Annotated in this window: 15 protein-coding genes; 6 read left to right on the forward strand and 9 right to left on the reverse strand. The window is 68.1% G+C overall.

Going from position 1 to position 17,454, the window contains the following annotated elements; genetic code table 11:
• Positions 1-25: 25 nt before the first annotated feature.
• The 6 genes from ACAM55_RS18915 to ACAM55_RS18940 all read left to right on the forward strand — a co-directional run bounded on the left by ACAM55_RS18915 (position 26) and on the right by ACAM55_RS18940 (position 7,335).
• On the forward strand, positions 26-1,054 hold the full coding sequence (locus ACAM55_RS18915; protein WP_369653015.1) for a branched-chain amino acid ABC transporter permease: 1,029 nt from the start codon (positions 26-28) through the stop codon (positions 1,052-1,054).
• Positions 1,051-2,955 carry an ATP-binding cassette domain-containing protein gene (locus ACAM55_RS18920; protein WP_369653016.1) on the forward strand — a complete coding sequence of 635 codons (1,905 nt, stop codon included), beginning with the start codon at positions 1,051-1,053 and terminating at the stop codon, positions 2,953-2,955. The genes ACAM55_RS18915 and ACAM55_RS18920 overlap by 4 nt, the downstream gene beginning before the upstream one ends.
• Positions 2,952-3,683 (forward strand): ABC transporter ATP-binding protein, encoded by a 732-nt coding sequence (locus ACAM55_RS18925; RefSeq protein ID WP_369653017.1) that lies wholly within the window; start codon positions 2,952-2,954, stop codon positions 3,681-3,683. Before ACAM55_RS18920 ends, ACAM55_RS18925 begins: the two co-directional genes overlap by 4 nt.
• 109 nt (positions 3,684-3,792) lie before the next feature.
• Positions 3,793-5,847, forward strand: a complete 2,055-nt coding sequence (gene paaZ / locus ACAM55_RS18930; RefSeq protein ID WP_369653018.1) for a phenylacetic acid degradation bifunctional protein PaaZ — start codon at positions 3,793-3,795, stop codon at positions 5,845-5,847.
• Between the two features lie 30 nt (positions 5,848-5,877).
• On the forward strand, positions 5,878-6,438 hold the full coding sequence (locus ACAM55_RS18935; protein ID WP_369653019.1) for an isoprenylcysteine carboxylmethyltransferase family protein: 561 nt from the start codon (positions 5,878-5,880) through the stop codon (positions 6,436-6,438).
• A 93-nt stretch (positions 6,439-6,531) separates the two neighbouring features.
• Positions 6,532-7,335 (forward strand): lysostaphin resistance A-like protein, encoded by an 804-nt coding sequence (locus ACAM55_RS18940; protein ID WP_369653020.1) that lies wholly within the window; start codon positions 6,532-6,534, stop codon positions 7,333-7,335.
• A 29-nt stretch (positions 7,336-7,364) separates the two neighbouring features.
• On the opposite strand, the gene ACAM55_RS18945 is transcribed toward ACAM55_RS18940, so the two are convergent.
• The 9 genes from ACAM55_RS18945 to ACAM55_RS18985 form a co-directional block, all read right to left on the reverse strand.
• Positions 7,365-7,973 (reverse strand): flavin reductase family protein, encoded by a 609-nt coding sequence (locus ACAM55_RS18945; RefSeq protein WP_369653021.1) that lies wholly within the window; start codon positions 7,971-7,973, stop codon positions 7,365-7,367.
• A gap of 38 nt (positions 7,974-8,011) precedes the next feature.
• Entirely contained in the window at positions 8,012-9,487 is a 1,476-nt protein-coding gene (locus ACAM55_RS18950; RefSeq protein WP_369653022.1) for an amidohydrolase family protein, read from the reverse strand.
• Positions 9,484-10,395, reverse strand: coding sequence for a MurR/RpiR family transcriptional regulator (locus ACAM55_RS18955; protein ID WP_369653023.1), 912 nt, complete (start codon positions 10,393-10,395; stop codon positions 9,484-9,486). The genes ACAM55_RS18950 and ACAM55_RS18955 overlap by 4 nt, the downstream gene beginning before the upstream one ends.
• 10 nt (positions 10,396-10,405) lie before the next feature.
• On the reverse strand, positions 10,406-11,719 hold the full coding sequence (locus ACAM55_RS18960; protein ID WP_369656426.1) for an amino acid deaminase: 1,314 nt from the start codon (positions 11,717-11,719) through the stop codon (positions 10,406-10,408).
• 2 nt (positions 11,720-11,721) lie between these two features.
• Positions 11,722-12,699, reverse strand: coding sequence for an ABC transporter ATP-binding protein (locus tag ACAM55_RS18965; RefSeq protein ID WP_369653024.1), 978 nt, complete (start codon positions 12,697-12,699; stop codon positions 11,722-11,724).
• 139 nt (positions 12,700-12,838) lie between these two features.
• The gene (locus ACAM55_RS18970) at positions 12,839-13,876 is read right to left on the reverse strand and encodes an ABC transporter ATP-binding protein (protein ID WP_369653025.1); all 1,038 of its coding nucleotides are present in this window, start codon (positions 13,874-13,876) and stop codon (positions 12,839-12,841) included.
• Positions 13,876-14,715 (reverse strand): ABC transporter permease, encoded by an 840-nt coding sequence (locus ACAM55_RS18975; protein WP_319441075.1) that lies wholly within the window; start codon positions 14,713-14,715, stop codon positions 13,876-13,878. The genes ACAM55_RS18970 and ACAM55_RS18975 overlap by 1 nt, the downstream gene beginning before the upstream one ends.
• Positions 14,716-14,721: 6 nt before the next feature.
• Complete coding sequence (locus ACAM55_RS18980; RefSeq protein WP_369653026.1) at positions 14,722-15,663, reverse strand: ABC transporter permease; 942 nt, start codon at positions 15,661-15,663, stop codon at positions 14,722-14,724.
• Between the two features lie 30 nt (positions 15,664-15,693).
• A complete protein-coding gene (locus ACAM55_RS18985) occupies positions 15,694-17,283 on the reverse strand; it encodes an ABC transporter substrate-binding protein (RefSeq protein ID WP_369653027.1) in 1,590 nt (529 codons plus the stop codon).
• Positions 17,284-17,454: the final 171 nt, after the last annotated feature.

Below are 17,454 nucleotides of genomic sequence, written 5' to 3' on the forward strand. Positions count from 1 at the left end.
ACGGGCAAGGCCCGAAGGTTTTTCTATGGATCTGCAGATCGCCCTGCTTCTGGGGCAGGACGGCATCGTGAACGGTGCCGTCTATGGATTGATGGCGCTCGCCTTGGTGCTGGTGTTCTCCGTCACGCGCGTCATCTTCATTCCCCAGGGCGAGTTCGTCGCCTTCGGCGCGCTGTCGATGGCCATGCTGCAGACCGGCCGCGTGCCGGCCACGCTGTGGCTGCTGGTCGCGCTCGCGGCCATGGTGCTGGTGGTGGAAGCCTGGCGCTGGAAGCGCGGCGCGGTGGTGGACTGGGGCTCTGCGCTCACCTGGTGCGTGGCGCTGCCGGCGCTGGCCTGCGCGCTCGTGCTCGGGCTCAAGCCGACCTCGATGGCGACCCAGGCAGTCACCACGCTGGTGCTGATCGCGCCGCTCGGCCCGTTGCTCTATCGCCTCGCCTACCGGCCGCTGGCCGATGCCAGCGTGCTGATGCTGCTGATCGTCTCGGTGGCGCTGCACGGCGTGCTGGTGGGGCTGGGCCTGCTCTTCTTCGGCGCCGAGGGCTACCGCACCACCGCATTCTCGGAAGAGCGTTTCGACATCAGCGGCATTCCGGTCGGCGGGCAGTCGCTGGTGGTCGTCGGCATCACGCTGCTGCTGGTGATTGCGATGTTCCTTTTCTTCGGCCGCTCGATGGTCGGCAAGGCGCTGCGCGCCACGGCCATCAACCGCGTGGGCGCGCGGCTGTCGGGCATTCCCACCGAACTCTCGGGCGACCTGAGCTTCGCGCTCGCGGCGCTCATCGGCGCGGTCTCGGGCCTGTTGATCGCGCCGCTCACCACGGTGTATTACGACACCGGCTTCCTGATCGGCCTGAAAGGTTTCGTCGCCGCCATCGTGGGCGGGCTCGCGAGCTATCCGCTGGCGCTGGCGGGCGCACTGCTGGTCGGGCAGCTCGAGGCCTTTGCTTCGTTCTGGGCCAGTCCGTTCAAGGAGGTGCTGGTCTTCACGCTGATCATCCCGGTGCTGTGGTGGCGCTCGCTGCACAGCCGCCATGTGGAGGACGAGGAATGAGCGCGCCGTCGAATCCCATCGCCGCCCACCTGCCTCCTGCGGGCAAGCCGCTGGCCACGCCGCGCCAGCTCACGCTGGTGCTCGTCGCCCTGATGGCGCTGGCCTGGGGCTTCCTGCCCGAGTTCACGGTGTCGGTGCTCAGCAACATCGGGCTCTACGCGCTGGTCGCGGCCGGCCTGGTCATGCTGACCGGCGTCGGCGGCATGACCTCCTTCGGCCAGGCCGCTTTCGTCGGCATGGGCTCCTACGCCACCGCATGGATCTGCACGTCGCCTACCGCGGCGGCGTGGATGGGCGGCTTCGTCGGGCCCGGGCTTCTGCCGTGGGCCGGGCTGCTGCTCGGCCTGGTGCTGACCTTCGCGCTCGCATGGGCGCTGGGCGCAGTCACGCTCAAGCTGCAGGGCCACTACCTGCCGCTGTGCACGATCGCCTGGGGCCTGAGCCTGTATTACCTGTTCGGCAACATGGATTTCCTCGGCGGGCAGACCGGCATCACCGGCGTGCCACCGCTCGTGATCGCAGGCTTTTCGCTGGCCACGCCGCGCGCGCTCGGTGTCGTGATCTGGGCCGTGCTGCTGCTCGCGCTCTGGGCCCTGCACAACCTGCTCGACTCGCGCGAGGGCCGCGCCATTCGCGCGCTGAAGGGCGGCCGGCTGATGGCCGAATCGATGGGCGTGGATACAGCCCGGCACCGAGTGAAGCTCTTCGTGCTCGCGGCCCTGCTGGCGGCCGTGTCGGGCTGGCTCTACGCGCACCTGCAGCGCTTCGTGAACCCCACGCCCTTCAACCTGAACATCGGCATCGAGCTGCTGTTCATGGCGGTGGTCGGCGGTGCGGGTCATCTGTGGGGCGCGGTATTGGGCGCCGCGCTCATCACGCTGCTGAAGGAGAAGCTGCAGGACGTGCTGCCTTCGCTGCTCGGCAGCAGCGGAAACTTCGAAGTGATCGTGTTCGGCCTGCTCATGCTGTTCGTGCTGCAGCGTTTTGCGGACGGCCTGTGGCCCACGCTGGCGCGCATCGCGGGCCGCTGGGTGCGCCCGCATGCCGTTGCCGCCACCGATGCCGCGCGGCCTGCCGCCTCCACCGCGCAGCTCGCACAGCGCAACCTGCCCGCCAAGGGCGAGGTCTTGCTGCAGGCCACCAGCGTCAGCAAGCGCTTCGGCGGGCTGGTGGCCAACAACGACATCTCGATGACGCTGAAGGCCGGCGAGATCCACGCGCTGATCGGGCCGAACGGCGCGGGCAAGAGCACCTTCTTCAACATGATCTCCGGAGTGGACGACCCGAGCGCCGGCGAAGTGCGGCTTGCGGGCCAGGCAATGAAAGCAAAGCCTTCGCGCGTCTTCGCCGCGCTCGGCCTCGGGCGCACCTTCCAGCACGTGCGCCTGCTCGGCCAGCGCAGCGTGGTCGAGAACGTGGCGCTGGGCGCTCACCTGCGCGCGAAGCGTGGCTGGCTTGCCGCGATGCTTCGGCTGGACCGTGCCGAGGAAGCCGCACTGATGGCCGAAGCCCGCCGCCAGATCGAACGCTGCGGCCTCGGCGCGCATGCCGGCACGCCGGCCGCATCGCTCTCGCTGGGCCAGCAGCGCGTGGTCGAGATTGCGCGCGCCCTTGCCGGCCAGCCCTCGGTGCTGCTGCTCGACGAGCCCGCCGCGGGCCTCCGGCATCTGGAGAAGCGTGCGCTCTCCGTGCTGCTGAGTCAGCTGCGTGCCGAAGGCCTCGGCATCCTGGTGGTGGAACACGACATGGAATTTGTGATGAACCTTGCCGACCGCATCACGGTGCTCGAATTCGGCACCGTCATCGCGACCGGAACGCCGGCCGAAGTGCAGGCCAACCCGCGCGTGCTCGAGGCCTACCTGGGCGGCGCGGACGACGAACTGCTGGAAGACGCAAGATGAGCATGCCCATTCTCCAGCTCGACGGCTTCTGCGTCGCCTACCGCACCGTCGAGGCGGTGCACAGCGTGCGGCTGCATGTGAACGAAGGCGAGATCGTCACCGTCATCGGCCCCAACGGCGCCGGCAAGACCACGCTGCTGTGCGCGGCGATGGGCCTGCTGCCCTCCACCGGCAGCCTCGCGCTGCATGGCGAGCGCATCGCACGCCCGGGCGTCGAAACCATGGTGGCGCGCGGCGTGGCGCTGGTGCCCGAGCGGCGCGAGCTGTTCGGCGACATGTCGGTCGAAGACAACCTGCTGCTCGGCGGCTTCTACCAGTGGCGCAAGGGCCATCGCGACCAGCGCGCGCGCATGGACGAAGTGTTCGAGATCTTTCCGCGTTTGCGCGAACGGCGCCCGCAGCTGGCCTCGACGCTTTCGGGCGGCGAGCGCCAGATGCTCGCCATCGGACGCGCGCTGATGGCGCGTCCGCGGCTCTTGATGCTCGACGAACCTTCGCTCGGCCTGGCACCGCTGGTGGTGCGCGAAGTGCTGCGCGTGGTCTCGCAGTTGCGCAGCCATGGCGTGTCGGTGCTGCTCGTGGAGCAGAACGCGCGCGCCGCGCTGCAGGTGGCAGACCGCGCCTACGTGCTCGAAATGGGCGCCGTGGCGCTCGATGGCAACGCGCGCGAACTGATGCACGACCAGCGGATCATCGATACCTACCTGGGCATCGGAAAGAAGGAATGACCCGGATTTTCTCCCTCCCCTTCCGGGGGAGGGTCGGGGTGGGGGACCCCATCCCAGCCTTCCCCCGAAAGGGGAAGAAGCCATACCAAGACAGCGAAAGGACACCCTCATGACCACCCTTCAAAGCTACATCGCCGGCCGCTGGATCGGCAAGGAAAGCGCGCAGCAACTGCGCAGCGCCATCAACGGGCAAGCCGTGGCCAGCACGCATGCCGAAGCCATCGACTTCGCCGAGGCGCTCGACCATGCGCGCCGTGTCGGCCTGCCCGCGCTGATGGCGCTCGACTTCCAGCAACGATCGGAGCGCCTGAAGGCGCTGGCCAAGTACCTCGCCGCCAACAAGGAAACGCTCTACACCATCTCTGCCCACACGGGCGCGACCCGCGCCGACAGCTGGATCGACATCGAGGGCGGTGCCGGCACGCTGAGCGCCTACGCCGGCATCGGCACCAACGAGCTGCCTTCGGGCAACCTGGTGCACGAGGGCCCGGCCTTCCCGCTGGGCAAGAAGGGCGGCTTCGCGGGCACGCACATCCTGGTGCCGCGCGGCGGCGTGGCGGTGCACATCAACGCATTCAACTTCCCGGTGTGGGGCCTGCTCGAGAAGTTCGCGCCCAGTTTTCTCGCCGGCATGCCCTGCATCGGCAAGCCGGCCACGGCCACCAGCTACCTCACCGAAGCGCTGGTGCGGCTCATCGTGCAGTCGGGCATCCTTCCCGAAGGCAGCCTGCAGCTCGTCGTCGGCAGCACCGGCGACCTGCTCGACCGGCTCGAAGGCACCGACATGGTCACCTTCACCGGCTCGGCCGACACCGCGGCCAGGCTGCGCGTGCATCCGAACCTGGTGCGCAAGTCGATCCCGTTCAATGCCGAGGCCGACTCGCTCAACTGCGCGATCCTGGCGCCCGACGTGACGCCCGACGACGAGGAGTTCGATCTCTTCGTGAAGGAGGTGGCACGCGAGATGACCGTCAAGGCGGGCCAGAAGTGCACCGCCATCCGCCGCGCCATCGTGCCGCGCCACCACCTCGACGCGGTGGCCGAGCGCCTGCGGGCGCGGCTCGCCAAGACCGTCATCGGCGACCCGTCGCGCGAAGAAGTGCGCATGGGCGCCCTCGCCTCGCACGCGCAGAAGGCCGACGTGGCCGAGCGCGTGGCCACACTGCTGCAGGGGGCCGAGCTGGTCCACGGCGAACGCGACGGCTTCTCGCCGGTGGGCGACGGTGTCGCCGAAGGTGCTTTCTTCGCGCCCACGCTGCTGCTGAGCCGCAAGCCGCTCGAGCACGATGCCGCGCACGACGTCGAAGCCTTCGGCCCGGTCAGCACGCTCATGCCTTATGACGGCATCGACGAAGCGCTCGCACTCGCGGCACGCGGCCGCGGCAGCCTGGTCGGCACGCTGGTCACGCGCGACCCGGCCATTGCAGCCCGGGCCATTCCCGTGGCCGCCGCATGGCATGGCCGCCTGCTGGTGCTCGACCGCGAGGCCGCCGCCGAATCGACCGGCCACGGCTCGCCGCTGCCGCAACTCAAGCACGGCGGCCCGGGCCGTGCGGGCGGCGGCGAAGAGCTTGGCGGCCTGCGTGCCGTGAAGCACTATTTGCAGCGCGCCGCGGTGCAGGGCTCGCCCACCATGCTGGCCGCCATTACCGGGGAGCACGTGCGCGGCGCGGCCGTGCGCGAGAGCGAGGTGCATCCGTTCCGCCGTTACTTCGAAGACTTGCGGATCGGCGACTCGCTGCTCACGCACCGCCGCACCGTCGGCGAGGCCGACATCGTGGCCTTCGGCGGCATCTCGGGCGATTATTTCTACATGCATTTCGACGAGGTGGCGGCGAAGGAGTCGCCTTTCGGCAAGCGCATCGCGCATGGCTACTTCGTGCTGTCGGCCGCGGCCGGCCTGTTCGTCTCGCCCGCCCCGGGCCCGGTGCTGGCCAACTACGGCCTCGATACGCTGCGCTTCGTCAAGCCCGTGGGCATCGGCGATACCATCCGGGCGCGGCTGACCTGCAAGCGCAAGACGGACCGCAACAAGAAGGACCCGAGCGGCCACGGCCAGGGCGTGGTGGCATGGGACGTGGAGGTGACCAACCAGGACGGCGAGCTCGTCGCGAGCTACGATATCCTGACCCTTGTTTCCAAGAAGCCATCCATCCCTGGCTGAAGCCGGGCGGCCCGTGTAAATTCGGCCGCCATGCTTCTCTGGTTCCAGATCTTCCTTTTTGTGGCGGGCACCGCGGCGCTTTTGTACGTCTCGCGCGGCCCGCTCCGCCGGCCGGGCTCGCACGGCTTCTACCGGTTCTTCGCGTGGGAATGCATGCTGGTGCTGATCATCGTGAACCTGCCGGTGTGGCATCTGGATCCGCTGTCGTTCACCCAGCTGCTTTCCTGCGTGTTCCTCGCGCTGTCGATCTGGCTGCCGATCCACGCGGTGAAGCTGCTCAAGGCGCAGGGCAAACCGACCGAGGCGCGCAACGACGACCCGGCGCTCTACGGTTTCGAAAAAACCTCGTCCATCGTCAGCACCGGTGCCTTCCGCTACATCCGACACCCCATGTACACGGCGCTGATGCTGCTGGCCTGGGGCGCCTTCCTGAAGCAATTCACCTGGCTCACGCTGGCCCTGGTGCTGGCCGCCACGGTGCTGCTGTTCCTGACGGCGCTGCGCGACGAGCAGGAGTGCATCGCCCATTTTGGCGACGCCTACCGCGAGTACATGCGCGGTACCCGGCGCTTCATTCCGTTCGTGCTGTAGCGAGCGCTCGTGCGGTGGCGAAGTGCCGCCGCGAGCCGACCGGGGGCGCTCAACGGTAATATGCGCTTCTCCCCTCGGCGCCCGAAGACCCCCATGCCTTCCCCGAAAAGCACGGCTTTTCCCTCTGCCACGCAGGCCGCGCTGCTGTTCCTGGCGGTGTTTCTCTGCGAATTCGTCATTGGCATTGCGCTGCGCGACGCCAACCGTTGGCTGGGCCTGAACGGCATGCAGCTCGGCGTGCTGTCCGCGGTGCTGGGCAACGGCTGCGTATTCGCCGTGGTCATGCACTACCAGAAGCTCACCTACGGCGAGCTCTTTCACGAGTCGCCCGCCTCGGCGCGGGCCACCCTGATGCTGGTGGTGCCGCCGGTGCTGCTGCTCGTGCCGGGGCTGATGGTGGTGATGACGGCCGTGCTCAACCTGCTGGTGTTCATCGCGCCGCTCTCGGCCTGGGAGGAGTCGATGTTCAGCCGCATGGCCGACGGCAGCGTCGCTGCCACGCTGGCAGTGTGCCTCATGGCCCCGCTGCTGGAAGAAATGCTGTTCCGCGGCATCGTGCTGCGGGGCTTTCTGCAGCGCTACTCGCGGTGGCAGGCCGTCCTGGGCTCGGCGCTGCTCTTCGGCGCCGCGCACCTGAACATCTACCAGTTCGTCGTGGGCCTGGTGATGGGCACGGTGCTTGGCTGGCTCTATGAGCGCACCCGTTCGCTCATTCCGTGCATCGCGCTGCATGCGGCCTACAACAGCGGCACGATCTTCATCGGCGACTGGCCGGAATCCGCCTCGACCGCGGACGCGGCGTGGGCCTTGCTGCTGGTCTTGCTGGCCGGTGCGTGCGGCGTGCTGGCATTGCGCCGCATGCTCGTGGTACCGGTGGCACGCAGGCCTGTCCCCTGACCGGCCCGGGACCGGCCCCCGAAAGAAACCTAGGGTTGCACGGGCGGCAGCGGCCGCGCATCGACGGCCTCGCCATCGACGATGAAATGCCCGCCCGCCACATGGTGCAGCGTGCGCAGATCGTCGTGGCCCTGGAAGTGCCAGCGGCCCTCGGAGAACACCCGCGAATCGGCCTGCGCCGCGATCACTTCGCCGAGAAACAGGTCGTAGCGCTGCTGGATCGGCGGCTCGGGCAAGAGGCGGCATTCGAGCCAGGCCGCGCAATCTTCCAGCAGCGGCGCATCGGTCGCCACGCCCGCGAAGGTCTGCAGGCCGTAGGCCGCGAACTTGTCGTGCCCTTCTTTCTCGACGATCTCGCGGCCCGAGCTGTTGCCCAGCGCCTCGGTCAGGTCGAGCTGCGCGCGCGTGGGCACCTGCAGTGCGAAGGTGCCCGCGCCTTCCAGCAGCGTGCGCGTCCAGGTGCTTTTGTCGAGCACCACCGCCACCTTGGGCGGATCGAAGTCCAGCGGCATGGCCCAGGCTGCGGCCATGATGTTGCGCTGGCCGCCGTGCGCGGCGCTCACGAGAACGGTGGGGCCGTGATTGAGCAGGCGGTAGGCCTTGGCGAGCGGAACGGGCTTTCGGTGAATGGCGTTCATGCACCGCATCGTACCGGCGCGCGCCGGCACTGCGCCGGCTACGCGCCGGCGCGCGTCAGCATGCGGCCAGCTCGCGCGAGCACGCTGGCTCCCTCGCCTTGCCCGCCGCGATAGGCCAGCACGCCGTTCACGAACACCCGCTCCACGCCCAGGCTCACGCCGTGCGGCTTGTCGTAGGTGGCGGTGTCGGCAATGGTCTCGGGGTCGAACACCACCACGTCGGCCATGGCGCCCGCGCGCAGCAGGCCGCGGTCGGAAATGCGCAGGTTCCGCGCGGTCATGCCGGTCATCTTGTGCACAGCCTGCTCGAGCGTGAACAGACGGCGCTGGCGCCAGTAGCGCGCGAACACGCGCGGGAAAGCCCCCCACAGGCGCGGGTGCGGATGGCGGTCGTGCGGCAGGCCGTCGCTGCCGATCATGGTGAGCGGGTGCGCGATGACGCGCTCCACGTCTTCTTCCTGCATCTGGAAGTAGCAAGCGCCACCGGGCTTCAGGCGCAGGCAGGCCTCCTGCTCGGTGGTGCACCACTCGCGGGCGATGTCGGAGATCAGGCGTCCTGTCATTTCCGGGTGCGGATCGGACCAGGTCAGCAGCACGTCGATGACGCCGTCGACCAGGTCTTCGCGCAGCACCGTGGAACCGGCCACGTAGGGGTACACGTCCATCGAGATCTTCTGCCGCTCGGCAAGCGCCTCGATCAGCGGCAGCGTTTCCTTCGTGCGGCCCCAGTTGGCGGGGCCGGCGCACTTGTGGTGCGAGATGACGAGCGGCACGCCGGCGCTGAAGGCCGTATCGCCCGCTTCGTGCAGCGCCTCGATGATCTGCTGCATTTCGCTGCGCAGGTGCGTGGCGTAGATGCCGCCATGCTTCGCCACGATGCGCGCGAGCGCGGTCACTTCTTCGGCCGGGGCTGCAAATGCTTCTTCATAGAACAGCCCCGACGACAGGCCATGCGCGCCTTCGGCCATGCAGCTGTCCAGCAGCGCCGCCATGCGCGCGAGCTCGTCGCCGCTCGCGGGCCGGTCGAGCGCCTCCATGGCCGCGAAGCGCAAGGTGGTGTGGCCCACCAGCGCCGCCACGTTGAGCGCGGGCTGCGCCGCATCGACGGCCGCGCGGTACTCGGCCATGGTGGCGTGCCTGAACGACTCCACGCCCAGCAGCGTGAGCGGCGGCCTGGACTGCGGCGTGCGGTAAGGCGCGAGCGAAATGCCGCAGTTGCCCGTCACTACCGTGGTGATGCCTTGCGACACCTTGGGCAGGCACAGCGGGTCGCGCAGCACGATGGCGTCGTCGTGCGTGTGCGCGTCGATGAAGCCGGGGGCAATCACCTTGGTGCGGCAATCGACGATGTCGATATCGGCCAGCACGAGCCCTTGGGGCAACCGCTCGCGCAGCCCTTCGCCGAGGGCCAGGATGCGGTCGCCCTGCAGCAGCACGTCGCCGGGCCATGAGGGTCCGCCCGAACCATCGACCACGAGGCCGGCTTCGAGCAAGATGGCTTTGGCGTCGCTCACGATGCACGGCCTCCGGTGTTGATGCCGCCGCCGTCCCAGCTTTGCAGCGGGTGCGTGGAGGCGTCGATGCCATGGCGCTGAAAGGCCTCGCGTGCGCGCTGCAGGCGCTGCACCGCGGGTTCGCCGCGGCGCTGGGCCACCAGCACCGTCAGAATTTCGATGGCGGTGAGGTGCGTCAGGTAGGCGTCGATGCCCACGTGCATCACGGCATCGTCGGGCACCGAAAGACCCAGCAGGAAGTCGGCCTTGGCTGCCAGCGCGGTGCCTGGCCGCGTGAGCGCGACGACCTTGGCACCCTGTCCGCGCGCGATGTCCACGGCATCGAGCAGCGAGGGCATGCCGCCCACGTGCGAGATGGCAATGACCACGCCACCCGGACGTTGCGCCGCGCCCGCCACCTGCTGCAGGTGATAGTCGGCCCAGGCATTGGCCGAGAGGCCCAGCCTGAAGAGCCGCGCCTGCAGGTCGTTGGCCATGAACCAGGACGTGGCGCCCGCGCCATACAGGTCCACGTGAGGCGCGGCCGCGATGGCGGCCACTGCCCCTTCGAGCACCTGCATGTCGAGCTGTCCGCGCACGCCCGAAACCGAGGCCGCGGCGCTGCGCGCGATCTTGCCGACGACCTCGTCGGCCGCGTCCTCGATGTTCACGCGCCGGTGCAAGGGCGAGCCGCCGAGCGCCAGCTCCTGCGCAAGCGCGAGCTTGAATTCGCGCAGCCCCGCAAAGCCCAGGTCGCGGCAGGTGCGCATGATGGTGGGCACCGAGCTGCGCGAGCGCTCGGCCAGTTGCTCGAAACTCTCTTCGAGCGCGCGGTCGGGGTCTTCGAGGATCAGGTCGAGAATCGCGCGCCGCGTGGCGGGCGCGCTGCTGCGGAGTTCTGCGATCTTCTGAAGCAGGGAGGGGGTCATCGGTGCGGGTTCAGAAATGCATGGCGACGGCGTCGCTCACGCGGTAGTTCTCTTCGACCACCGGCATCCAGTGCCATTTGTCGAAGGTGGTGCAGGGGTGCGAAATGCCGAGGCCGACGCGGTCGCCGACCACCGGGGCCTGCGCCTCTTCGTCGGCATCCCAGCGCAGGTAGGCGTGCTGGTCGTTGAGGGCGGTGATCTTCCAGCCGTCGGGCACGGCCTCTGCTTCGAGCATGCCGCGTGCGGCGCGCGCGATGGGCACCGGCATCGAAAGGTCGAATGAGATGTCGCGCTTGCCCACGGCCAGGATGGCCAGGCCGGGCTCGGGCCGCGACTGCACCGTGGCCCACACTTCCATCGCGGGGCGCAGGCTCTCGCCGCAAGCGCAGCCCAGGCGCTCGTGCACCGCGCTCACCATGCGCTTGTAGAAGCCATGGTCGTGCGTGACATAGCATCCCGAGCGCAGCAGGCCGCGCACCGGCGAGCCCAGGGCAGGCTTCAGGCGGCCGGCCACCAGGTCGAAGATAGCCGAACCGCCTGCCGAGACCAGCACCTCGTCGGTCTCGAACAGCTGCCGCACGTCGCAGTGGCGCGCGATGGCTTCCACGCGGTCCATCAGCGTGTTGGCGTAGGCGGTGTCGGGTTCGCTGGCGCCGGTAGCGCCCTGCCCTTCATACGTCTCGATGCCAACCAGCTTGACCGCGTCGCTGGCGCGCAAGCACGTGGCGAGCGCCACCGCCTCTTCATGCGTGCGGCAGCCGGTGCGCGCGCCCTCGACGCCGATTTCGAGCATCACCTCGAAGGGCACGCTCTCGGGATGGCGCTTCGACCAGTCTTCGATCAGCGCGAGCTGCGCGAGCGAGTCGACCAGGAACACCACGCGCAGATCGGCATGCGCCTGCAGCAGCAGCTGGATGCCCGCCAGGTCTTCGTCGCTGACGACCTGGTTGGCGATGAGCGTGCGGCGCGCGCCGGCCGCCACGCCCACGGCGAGCTGCGTCACCGTGGCGAAGGTCAGGCCCCAGGCGCCGGCATCGAGCTGGCGCTGGAAGAGCTGCGGCGACATGGTGGTCTTGCCGTGCGGCGCGAGGTCGATGCCCCATTCGCGCACGCGCGACTGCATCCAGGCCAGATTGTGCTCGAGCGCCTCGCGCTTGAGCACGGCCAGCGGCAGCGGCAGGTCGCCGGCCAGCACGTTCCACCCCGCGGCGCCCACCTCGCTGCGGCGGCGCGGCGGCTGGGTGCGCGGGTAACCCTTGAAGTTGCTGCCCAGCAGCGGGTCGTTGAATTCCTTGTCGGCGGCGGCAGCGGTGGTGTCGGTCATGGTCATGCGGCAATTTGAGAGAGCAGTTCCTTGCGGATACAAGCGCTGTAGTGTCCGGGAGAAATCTCGTCGAGCGTCGGCACCGTCTGCGCGCAGGCCTCGATGGCGTGCGGGCAGCGGGTGCGGAACACGCAACCCGAGGGCGGCGAGATCGGGCTGGGAATGTCGCCCTTGAGCGCAATGCGCTCGGTGGCAAGCGTCGGATCGGGCTTCGGGCTCGCGGCCAGCAGCGCCTGGGTGTAGGGGTGAGAAGGCCGCGCGAACAGCGCGTCGGTCTCGGCCACCTCCATCACCTTGCCGAGGTACAGCACCACCACGCGGTCGCACAGATACTCGACCACGTCGAGGTCGTGCGAGATGAAGAGCATGGTGAGGCCGAGCCGCTCGCGCAGGTCGGCCAGGAGGTTGATGACCTGCGACTGGATCGACACGTCGAGCGCCGACAGCGGTTCGTCGGCCACGATGAACTCGGGCTCGACCGCGAGCGCACGCGCCACCCCGATGCGCTGGCGCTGGCCGCCCGAGAACTCGTGCGGAAAGCGGCTTGCATGCTCGGCACGCAGGCCCACGGTTTCGAGCAGCTCGGCAATGCGTTTGTCCCGTGCCGCGGCACCTTTGTGCAGGCCGTGCGTGGAGAGCGCCTCGCCGAGGATCGCGCTGATGCGCATCTTCGGGTTCAGGCTCGCATACGGGTCCTGGAAAATGATCTGCAGCTTGCTGCGCAGCTTGCGCATGCGCTCGCCCGAGAGCGCGCCGATGTCGTCGCCGCGGTAGAGCACCTGGCCCTCGGTGCGTTCGACCAGGCGCAGCACGGTGCGGCCGATGGTGCTCTTGCCGGAACCCGATTCGCCCACGAGGCCCAGTGTTTCGCCGGGCTGGATGGCGAACGACACATCGTCGACCGCGCGCACCGGGCGGTCGCTGCTGCCGAAGTATTTTTTCAGTCCGCGGACTTCGATGAGAGGAGCAGCGGTGGTCATGGGGATGTTGTATTGGCTCCTTCTCCCGCGAGCGGGAGAAGGCGGGGGATGAGGGTTCGCGCGAGGGCCCCGGGAGGCACCCTCACCCCAGCCCTCTCCCGCATGCGGGAGAGGGGGCAAGACAGAGGCACTTCGCCAGTCATGCCACCCTCGCGAATGTTGCGTCCGGTTGCACGCGAATGCAGCGTGCCTGGCGGTCCTCCCGGATATCGATCAGCGGCGGGATCGCCGCGCTGCAACCCGCAATGGCGAGGTCACAGCGCGGCTCGAAGGCGCAGCCGGGCGGCGGTGCGAGCGGGCTCGACACCTGGCCGCGAATCGCGAACAGCCGCTTGGGCTTGGGCTGCCCCGGCAGGCGCGCCTTGCCCGGCAGGCAGGCCAGCAGGCCCTGCGTGTATGGATGCTCGGGCTGCGCGAACAGCGGCCGTACGGGCGCGCTCTCGACCACGCGGCCCGCATAGAGCACCACCACGTCGTCCGCATGGTGCGCGACCACGCCCAGGTTGTGGGTGATGAAGAGAATACTCATGCCGGTCTCGGACTGCAGCCGGCGCATGAGTTCGAGAATCTGCGCCTGGATGGTCACGTCGAGCGCGGTGGTGGGCTCGTCGGCAATCAAGAGTGTCGGGTCGCAGGCCATGGCCAGCGCAATCATCACGCGCTGGCGCATGCCGCCCGAAAGCTGGTGCGGATACTCATGGATGCGCTGCGCCGCGGCCGGAATCTCGACCAGCTCCAGCATGCGCAGCGCATGGGCCATGGCGGCCTTGCGGTCCAGCCCCTTGTGCAGCCGCACGCTCTCGGCAATCTGCTCGCCGATGGTGAAGACCGGGTTCAGGCTGGTCATCGGTTCCTGGAAGATCATCGACAGCTGGTTGCCGCGCAGGCTGCGCATCTCGCGCTCGCCGATCTGCAACAGGTCGAGCGGCTTGCCTTCGCGGGTCACGAAAGAGGCCTGGCCGCTGACCTGTGCATTCGCGGTCTTGGGCAAGAGGCGCATCAGCGTGAGGCTGGTGACCGACTTGCCCGAGCCCGACTCGCCGACCAGCGCGGTGGTCTTGCCGGGTTGGATCGAAAAGCTCACGTCGGCCACCGAACGGATCAGCCCGTCCTCGGTGGGGAAGCTGGTGCTCAGGTTGCTGACCTGAAGACGCGGTGTGTTCGTGGCATTTGTCATCACAGCGTCTTCTTCAGTTTGGGGTCGAGCAGGTCGCGCACGCCGTCGCCCAGCAGCTGCAGCGACAGCGCGGTGAAGATGATCGCGAGCCCCGGGAACAGCACTACCCAGAAGGCCTGGTGCGCGTACTGCTGGCTGCCCGCGACCATGGTGCCCCAGGTCGGGATCTCGGGCGGGACGCCGACACCGAGGAACGAGAGCCCCGCTTCGGCCAGGATCGCGTAGGCGAAGATGAAGGAAACCTGCACGAGGATGGGCGACATCAGGTTTGGCAATATGTGGCGCCACAGGATGCGCGAAGTACGCACGCCCAGCGCGCGCACGGCTTCCACGAACAGCAGCTCGCGCACCACCAGCGTCGAGGCCCGCACCACTCGTGCCACGCGCGGCGTGTACACCAGCACCAGCGCCAGCACGGTGTTGATGAGCGAGGGCCCGAGGATCGCCACCAGCGCAATGGCCAGGAGGATGTCGGGGAAGGACATCATCGCGTCGACCACGCGCATCAGCGGCGCGTCGAGCCGGCGGAAGAAGCCCGCCATCAGGCCCAGCACCGTGCCCGCGACCACCGCGCCGAGGGCGGTGAGCGCGGCAATGGCCAGCGAATAGCGCGCACCGTGCACGATGCGCGAATACATGTCGCGGCCGAGCTCGTCGGTGCCCAGCAGGTGTTCGGCGCTCGGCCCTTTGAGGCGTTGCAGCACGGCCGTGTCGTTGGGGTCGATGGAGGCGAACAGCGGCGCGCCGATGGCGAGCACTGCAATGACCAGCAGCACCAGCGCGGAGACCATCACGATGCGGCGGTGCATCAGCTGGCGGAGCATTCGGGGCATCTGCATTTTTTCTCAAACCTTCACGCGCGGATCGACGACGGCGTACAGCAGGTCGATCGAAAAATTGATGAGAACGTAGATCGCCGCAATCACGAGCAGTGCGCCCTGAATGACTGGGTAGTCGCGCCGCAGCACCGCGCTCACGACAAGATTGCCGACACCCGGCAGGCCGAACACGGTCTCGGTGATGACGGCGCCGCCGATCATCAGCGCGACCGTGAGGCCGATCACCGTGACGATGGGCACCAGCGCATTGCGCAGCGCGTGCTTGAGCACCACCTTGCTTTCGCTCAGGCCCTTGGAGCGCGCGGTGCGCACGTAGTCTTCGCCGAGCACGTCGAGCATCGAGGCGCGCGTGAAGCGGATGATGAGCGCGGAGTTCAAGAGGCCCAGCACCGTGGCCGGCAGCACCAGCGAATGCAGACGCTCGGTCAACGGTGCATCGGGCGCGCCATAGCCCGAGACCGGGAACCACCCGAACGACACCGCGAAGATCTGGATCAGCACGATGCCGAGCCAGAAGCTCGGGATGCTGGCGCCGAGCATCGCGATGCCGGTGAAGAGCTGGTCGACCAGGCGACCGCGGAACACCGCCGAGACGATGCCGCAGGGCACGCCGATCAGCGCTGCGATGGCCACGGCCATCAGCGCGAGCAGCGTGGTGGGTTCCGCGCGCTCCCACAGCGCCTGGGTGACCGGCCGCTGCAGGAAGATCGAGGTGCCGAGGTTGCCCTGCAGCACTTCGCGCAGCCAGTAGCCGAACTGCACGGGCAGCGGCTTGTCCAGGCCGTATTCCTTCTGCACACGGGCGATGTCGGCCGCGGTGGCCTGGTCGCCCAGCAGCACCGAGACCGGATCGCCCGATGCGGCGCGCGTGAGCACGAAGACCAGCACGGCCACGATGGCGAGCACGACGAGCATGCCGGCGGCGCGGGAAGCGAGATAGCGAAACATGTGTGGTTGGCTCCGTGGCGCCCGCGGGATTTACTTGATCCTTGCGTTCCAGAAGAACGGCCAGGTCGCGGGCTGGTAGTTGTCCAGCGCCGGGCTCTTGGCCGAGAGGCCGTTGAACTTGCCGACGTTGATGTACGGCACTTCTTCGTAGACCACCTGCTGCACCTTGCCCCACAGCGCGCCGCGCTTGGCCGGATCGCTCTCGACATTGAAGGCCTGCAGCGCCGACTTCTTGGCGGGCGAATCCCACCAGCCGGGCGCGCCGTCGCCCAGCTGCGGCGGCGAGAGCATCGGCTCGGGGAACTGGCCCGAGTGGGTGACGTAGATGTCCCAGAGCTTGGGGTCGTTGCGGCGCTGCACCAGCGTGGCCCAGTCGACCACGTTCAGGTCGACCTTGAAGCCGGCGCGCTTGAGCTGCTCGGCCATCAGGAGCGACATGTTGTAGTGGAAGTCGTACTGGCGGCTGGTGAGCACGCGGATCGGCTCGCCCTTGTAGCCGGCCTTGGCCGCGGCCTCCCTGGCCTTGGACGCGTTGCGCTCGTTGTAGAGCGTGGCGCCGGCGGTCGAATAGAACGGCGAGCCCTTGGGAAAGTGGTTGCCTTCGGCCACGAAGAAGCGCGTGTCGCCGAAACCGGCAGCGAGCATCTCGCCTTCGCCGAGCGCGGACTGGATGGCCTGGCGCAGGGCCTGGTTGGCGGCCACGCCTTCCTTGGTGTTGAGCACGAGGTACGGGAAACCGAACGACGGCGTCATGATCGGCACCGTCTTGCCGCCGGACTTCTCGAGCCGCGGCAGGGCCTCGACCGGCAGCAGGTCGGCAAAGTCGTACTGGCCGGCCAGGGCGCCTTCGACGCGCGTGCTGGCATTGGGCACCGGCACGAAGCGCAGCTCCTCGATGGCCGCTTCACGCTTTCCGCCATAGCCGCTTGCCGGTTCCTTGCGCGCTGCGTACTTGTCGAAGCGCGTGAGCAGCACGAACTGGTCGGGGCGGCGCTCCTTGAACTTGTAGGGGCCGGTGCCGACGAACTCCTTCAGCGGCGAAGCGATGGAATCCTTGGCCATGATGGCGGCCATGCCGCTGGGCAGCGCCAACTGGGAAAGCAGCGGCGCATACGGCGCCTTGAGCACGATCTCCACGCCCAGCGGGCCCTTGGCCTTGAGGCTCTCGATTTCCTTGCCGACGGCCTTGCCGCGCGGCGACTGGTCCATCCAGCGCTGCAGGCTGGCCACCACGTCGTCGGCATTGAGTTCGCGCCCGTTGTGCAGCATCACGCCCTTGCGCAGGGTGATGGCGTAGCTCTTGCCGTCGGCGGAGATCTTGGGGCTGCTCTCGGCCAGCATCGGCACCACGTTCCACTTGGCGTCGAAAGTGTAGAGCGTCTCGTACACGTGCTGCATGATGGTTCCGACGAGGTCGGCCGTGGAGGCCATCGGGTCCAGCGTCTGCGGTTCGGCCACCATCGCCAGCGTGGCGAAGTTGCGCGGCCCCTGGGCATGCGCTTGCTGTTGAGGCAGCGCGGCACACAGCATTGCGAGCAGGGAAGCGCCCAGCAGGCTGCGCTTCGACAGCTTCGGCAGGCGCTGGACAAGACCGGCGTGGAACATGGGGAACTCCTTCATGGGGCAGGCGGTTTGTGAAAGAAATTTTCTCTTCGGCCCGCACTTTGAAGCACTATCCATGCCAAATCATCCGTGTTAACCCTTGTTTTAGGGTTTTTATGAAATTGAATTTCAGATTGGATCGATACTTGCAGTTCGCTTTTCTTCTTTGTTCTTCACTTCAGGAGTTCT

The sequence above is a fragment of the Variovorax sp. V213 genome, from assembly GCF_041154455.1.
Lineage (GTDB): Bacteria > Pseudomonadota > Gammaproteobacteria > Burkholderiales > Burkholderiaceae_C > Variovorax.